This window comes from Burkholderia sp. E168m23, from assembly GCF_016586125.1.
In the GTDB taxonomy this organism is placed as follows: Bacteria; Pseudomonadota; Gammaproteobacteria; order Burkholderiales; family Burkholderiaceae; genus Burkholderia; species Burkholderia orbicola.
The window spans coordinates 1-4,665 of sequence record NZ_BCPP01000575.1; the positions used below are offsets into that span (position 1 = coordinate 1).

General features: G+C 67.7%; 5 protein-coding genes. All 5 read right to left on the bottom strand.

Going from position 1 to position 4,665, the window contains the following annotated elements:
- The coding region (locus JMF90_RS25000; RefSeq protein WP_201325551.1) for a M55 family metallopeptidase at window positions 1-409 on the bottom strand (409 nt) is incomplete at its 3' end.
- On the bottom strand, window positions 406-1,488 hold the full coding sequence (locus JMF90_RS25005; protein ID WP_011547898.1) for a P1 family peptidase: 1,083 nt from the start codon (window positions 1,486-1,488) through the stop codon (window positions 406-408). The genes JMF90_RS25000 and JMF90_RS25005, both read right to left, overlap by 4 nt.
- A complete protein-coding gene (gsiD, locus tag JMF90_RS25010) occupies window positions 1,488-2,381 on the bottom strand; it encodes a glutathione ABC transporter permease GsiD (protein WP_011547899.1) in 894 nt (297 codons plus the stop codon). The genes JMF90_RS25005 and gsiD overlap by 1 nt, the downstream gene beginning before the upstream one ends.
- A gap of 7 nt (window positions 2,382-2,388) precedes the next feature.
- Window positions 2,389-3,309: a glutathione ABC transporter permease GsiC gene (gene gsiC, locus JMF90_RS25015; protein ID WP_006479236.1), complete on the bottom strand. Its 921-nt coding sequence runs from the start codon at window positions 3,307-3,309 to the stop codon at window positions 2,389-2,391.
- Window positions 3,310-3,376: 67 nt separating this feature from the next.
- The coding region (gsiB, locus tag JMF90_RS25020; protein WP_201325552.1) for a glutathione ABC transporter substrate-binding protein GsiB at window positions 3,377-4,665 on the bottom strand (1,289 nt) is incomplete at its 5' end.

Below are 4,665 nucleotides of genomic sequence, written 5' to 3' on the forward strand. Positions count from 1 at the left end.
GCCCGGCTTCGCCAAGCTCGACGCCGTTCAGCCACACCTGCGTGAACGCAAAGCTGTTGATCGTATGCGCGAGCACGCCGCGCGTCTGCGATTTCGCGTGATAGCCGATCATGAACACGAGATCGGGCTGCTGTTCGAGGCCCGCCATCATTCCGAGCGTGCGCGGCTTGCCGAGCACGACGCGCGCCCGCGCATCGAGCCCGTCGGGCAGCAGGTTGCGATAGCCGCCATGCGAATCGTTGACCCACACGGCCTGCGCGCCGCCCGCGAACGCGCCTTCGATCGCCGCGTTCGCCTCGGCGGTCATCCAGCGGCGTGCGCGTTCGTATTCCGGATTGCCGGCGCGCGTCTGCTCGGTCGCGAATACGCCGGCGACGCCCTCGATGTCGGTCGAGATCAGAATCTTCATGACTGGGTCGGATGCCCTTCGTTGTCTTCGTTGAACAGCCGGTCGAGGTCGGGCACAGCGTCGCGCAGCGCTTGCCGCACGTGGCCGTCGCGCCCGGCGACCGTCACCGCCTGCAGCAACGCGTCGGCGATCGCGTGCTCGACGCTTTCGGCCGCGGCCATGAACAGCGGATCGAGCGCCGCATCGGCCACGAGGGCCGGCAGCGCGATCGTCGATGCGTCGTGCGCGATCGTGTAGGCGGTCGAGAAAGCGAGCGCGATGTCGCCGCTGCCATGCCCGTAAACGGAACCCGTGCGGGCCAGCCCCGCCCCCGCGCGGCGCGCGAGCCGCGACAGTTGCCGCGCGTCGAGCGGCGCATCGGTCGCCAGCAACAGGATGATCGAGCCCTGCTCGGGCGGCGCCGCGCGGGCCGCTTCGGCCGCGCGCCGTTGCGCGACGATGCGCCCGAGCGGCACGCCGCCGAGCGTCAGCATCGGCAGCCGGCCGAAATTCGCGAGCACGAGCGCACCGACCGTATAGGGCCGGCCGGCCGCGACGGCCACGCGCGACGCGGAACCAATCCCGCCCTTCAGGTCGAAGCACGACATCCCGCGCCCGGCGCCCACCGCGCCGCGTGCGACATCGCGCGACGCCGCGCGGCATGCGTCGTCGTAGTGCGCGGCGGTGACCGCGAACGCCTGGATGTCGTTCAGGTAACCGTCGTTGCATTCGAACACGAGCGGATTGACGGTCGACCAGTCGCGGCCGACCCGCGGATTCGCCGCGATCGCCGCGCGGATCTGCGCCTGTGCGACCGCGCCGACGCCGAACGTATTGGTCAGCGCGACCGGCGTATCGAGCGTGCCGAGTTCGTCGACCTGCACGAGCCCGACGCTCTTGCCGAACCCGTTGATCACGGCCGCCCCCGCCGGCACCTTGCTGCGGTACACGTCGCCCGGATGCGGCTTCACGACGGTCACACCGGTCTGCACGCTGCCGGCATCGAGCGTGCAATGGCCGACCGTCACGCCCGGCACGTCGGCGATCGTGCCGCGCGGCCCGGCCGGCAGCGTCGCCATCCACATCGGTGCAGGCCGCATCAACGGCGCTCCAGCTTCGGGTCAAGCGCGTCGCGCAGCCCGTCGCCGAGCAGGTTGAACGCGAGCACGGTCAGGAAGATCGCCAGGCTCGGGAACACCGCGATGTGCGGCGCCGTCACCATGTCCGCGCGCGCCTCGTTGAGCATCGCGCCCCACTCCGGCGTCGGCGGCTGCGCGCCGAGCCCGAGGAACGACAGGCTCGCGGCGGTGATGATCGACGTGCCGATCCGCATCGTGAAGTAGACGACGACCGACGACACGGTACCCGGCAGGATGTGCCGCATGATGATCGTCCAGTCGGACGCGCCGATGCTGCGCGCGGCCTCGACGTAGGTCATGTGCTTGAGCACCAGCGTGTTGCCGCGCACGAGCCGCGCGAACGCCGGAATGCTGAAGATCGCGACCGCGCAGATCACGTTGACCATCCCGTTGCCGAGGATCGCGACCACGCCGATCGCGAGGAGGATGCCGGGGAACGCGAACAGCACGTCGGCGATGCGCATCGTGATGCGGTCCCACCAGCCTTCGTAATAGCCGGCGAGCAGTCCGAAGAACGTGCCGATCACCGCGCCGAGCGCCACCGAGAAGAAGCCGGCCGCGAGCGAGATGCGGGTGCCCGCGACGATCCGGCTGAAGATGTCGCGCCCGAGCGAATCGACGCCGAACCAGTGCACGGCCGACGGCCCCGCGTTCAGCGCGTCGTAGTCGAAATAGTTCTCCGGATCGAACGGCACGATGTGCGGGCCGACGAACGCGAGCACGACGAGCGCCAGCACGAAGCCGCCCGCGACGAGCGCGACGGTCTGCTTGCGGAACTTGCGCCAGAATTCGCGCCACGGCGTGCGGATCGCGGTCGATGCGGCCGGCGCCGCGGGCTGGACAGTCGCGTTCATGCTGGCCTCACTTGAACCGGATGGTCGGGTTGATGACCGCGTACAGCACGTCGACGGTCAGGTTGATCAGGATGAATTCCAGCGAGAACAGCAGCACGATCGCCTGGATCACCGGGTAGTCGCGCATCGTCACCGCATCGACCAGCAGGCGGCCGAGCCCCGGCCAGTTGAACACGGCCTCGACGACGATCGAGCCGCCGAGCAGGAAGCCGAACTGCAGCCCCATCATCGTGACGACCGGAATCATCGCGTTGCGCAGGCAATGCTTGAGCACGACCATCGGCTCGTGCACGCCCTTCGCGCGCGCGGTGCGCACGAAGTCCTCGTTCAGCACCTCGACGAACGACGCGCGCGTGAAGCGCGCCATCACGGCGGCGACCGCGGCGCCGAGCGTCAGCGACGGCAGCACGTAGCTCTTCCACGTGCCGTCCGGCACGACCGGCAGCCAGCCGAGCTTCACCGAGAAGATCTCCATCAGCAGCATGCCGAGCGCGAACGCGGGAAACGAAATACCCGACACCGCGATCGTCATCCCGAGTCGGTCGGGCCAGCGATTGCGCCACACGGCCGACGCGATCCCGATCGCCATCCCGATCGCCGTCGCCCACACCATGCTGACGAGCGTGAGCAGCAGCGTCGGCATGAAGCGCTCCCCGATCTCGGTCGACACCGGCCGCTTGCTGCGCGTCGAGATGCCGAAATCGCCGTGCGCGATCTTCACGAAGAAGTTCGCGAACTGGGTCGGCATCGGCTTGTCGAGCCCAAGATCGGCACGCACGAGCGCGACCGTCGCGTCGTCGGCTTCGGGGCCGGCCGCGAGCCGCGCCGGGTCGCCGGGCAGCAGGTGCACGAACAGGAACACCAGCACCGCGACGATCGCGAGCGTGGGCAGCAGGCCGAACAGGCGTTTGACGAGGAAATTCAGCATGGGACACCGATCGAATCAGCGCACCGGCGGCTCGCGCCGCCGGCACTGCGTGGCGGGCAAACCGCCGTCATTTCAGCGAGATTTCGTCGAAGTTGAACGAGCCGTCCGGCATCACGTACATGCCCTGCAGGCGCTTGCTGCGTGCGTAGACGATCTTCTCCTGCACGAGGAAGATCCACGGCGCGTCGGCCCAGATCTGCTTCTGCGCATCGGCGTAGAGGCTGGCCTTCTTCGCGCGATCGGTCGTGGAGAGTGCCTGCGCGAGATCGTCGTCGACCAGACCGTTCTTGTAGTACGCCGTGTTGTACAACTTCGGCGGCGCCGACTCCGACGCAAGCAGCGGCGACAGGGCCCAGTTCGCCTCGCCCGTCGACGCCGACCAGCCGCTGTAGTACATCCGCACCGGCGCCTTCGCCGCATCCTGGGCGCTCTCCACCCGGGCAACCCGTTCGCCGGCCTCGAGCGCCTGCACCTGCACCTTCACGCCGACCTGCGCGAGCTGCTGCTGGACGAACTGGATCACCTTCTGCGCCGTCGTGTGATTGTAGGCGGACCACAGCGTCGATTCGAAGCCGTTCGGATAGCCGGCCTCCTTCAGCAGCGCGCGCGCCTTCGCCGGGTCATACGGCCAGGGCCCGAGTTTCGTTGCGTATTCGACGCCCGTCGGCGCCACGCCCGTCTGCGGCGTCGCGTAACCGGCGAACACGACCTTCGCGAGCGCCTCCTTGTTGACCGCGTAGTTCAGCGCTTCGCGCACCTTCGGGTTATCGAACGGCTTTTGCCGCGTGTTCAGCGAAATGTAGCGCTGGATGATCGACGGCGCCTCGATCAAGTCCACCTTCGGATTGCTCTTCAGATCGGTCGCCTGCTCGAACGGAATCGTGAACGCGAAATCGGCCTCGCCGGTCTTGATCAGCGCGGCGCGCGTGTTGTTGTCGACCACCGGTTTCCAGTCGATCGCATCGACCTTCGGATAGCCCTTCTTCCAGTAGCCGGCGAATTTCTTCACCTTCATGTCGTCGGTCTGCTTCCATTCGACGAACTCGAACGGGCCGGTGCCGACCGGATGCAGCGACACGTCACGCCCCCACTTCTTCAGCGCGGCCGGCGAAATCATCACCGCGGACGGGTGCGCGAGCGTGTTGATGAACGCCGAGAACGGCTCGCGCAACGTGAATCGCACGGTGTTCGGATCGACCACTTCGGTCTTCTCGATCACCCGGAACAGGCCGTACCGCTTCAGCTTGTTCGCCGGATCGGTCACGCGGTCGAAATTCGCCTTCACCGCGGCGGCATTGAAGTCGGTGCCGTCGTGGAACTTCACGCCCTGGCGCAGTTTGACCGTGTACACCTTCG